This window comes from Bartonella sp. AA86SXKL (assembly GCF_042196885.1).
The window spans coordinates 1-860 of record NZ_JBHIRE010000210.1 but is presented as its reverse complement, the minus strand read 5'-3'; the positions used below and the strand labels follow the sequence as shown (position 1 = coordinate 860).

The 860-nt window shown below is 40.0% G+C and carries 1 protein-coding gene and 1 pseudogene; both read right to left on the bottom strand.

What is annotated here, in order from left to right; all coding sequences use genetic code 11:
• Positions 1-193: pseudogene (locus tag ACFIO5_RS11020) on the bottom strand (class I SAM-dependent RNA methyltransferase); the annotation flags it as partial.
• The coding region (locus ACFIO5_RS11015) for a TlyA family RNA methyltransferase (RefSeq protein ID WP_375705423.1) at positions 186-860 on the bottom strand (675 nt) is incomplete at its 5' end. The gene ACFIO5_RS11015 and the pseudogene ACFIO5_RS11020, both read right to left, overlap by 8 nt.

Genomic DNA, 860 nt, shown 5'->3' with positions numbered 1-860 from the left:
AATGTTGGCAGATGGCATCAATGCGTTCTGATGATTTTTTTTCTAAGGCAATAAGTTTTCCATATTTTCCACGAAGAGCAACTATAGCTACCTCTCCCGGTAAAGTAAAAGGAACAGAGAGAGAGTCATGCGATATATTGGAAATACCGTGACCACTTGCTCCAATATGGTCAATTACAACTCTGTTACTCACTCTTTTTTTCTCCGAACAACAAATATTCTAAATTGCCATCAGCACCTGCAATGGATGAGGGAAGCAAACCTTTTGCAATCCAGCCTCTTTGCGTATTGAGCCAATCAAAAAGTCCCTCAGCAGTTTGTTTTGCTCTTGATAGATCTTTCAATATCCCCCCTTTACTAAGAAATTCTCGACCAATTTCAAATTGTGGCTTTACCAATAAAACGGCTTGTGCTCCCTGCTTTGCTAAAGACAAAACAGGAGGTAATGCAAGTTTGAGAGAAATAAAACTAACGTCTGAGACAATGAGATCAATCTCCCGTCCACCTAAATGTTCCTGTTTTAAATCTCTAACATTTAAGCCTTCCAATAAGGTTATCGCACTGTTGCCAAATAAACGTGCATCCAATTGATTATGACCAACATCGACAGCAATAACATGCTCTGCTCCGCGCTCTAAGAGAACTTGTGTAAAACCACCTGTCGATGCACCAATATCAATGGCAGTCACTTTATCCGTTACAATCGGAAATGCATCAAGTGCACCCATCAATTTTAGTGCCGCACGTGAAACATAATTTTGTGCTGGATCAAAAACGACAATTTCTGCATCATCAGGGATGATTTGCCCAGCTTTTAAAATGATTTCACCATTCACCTTAACCGTTTGACGCACAATAGC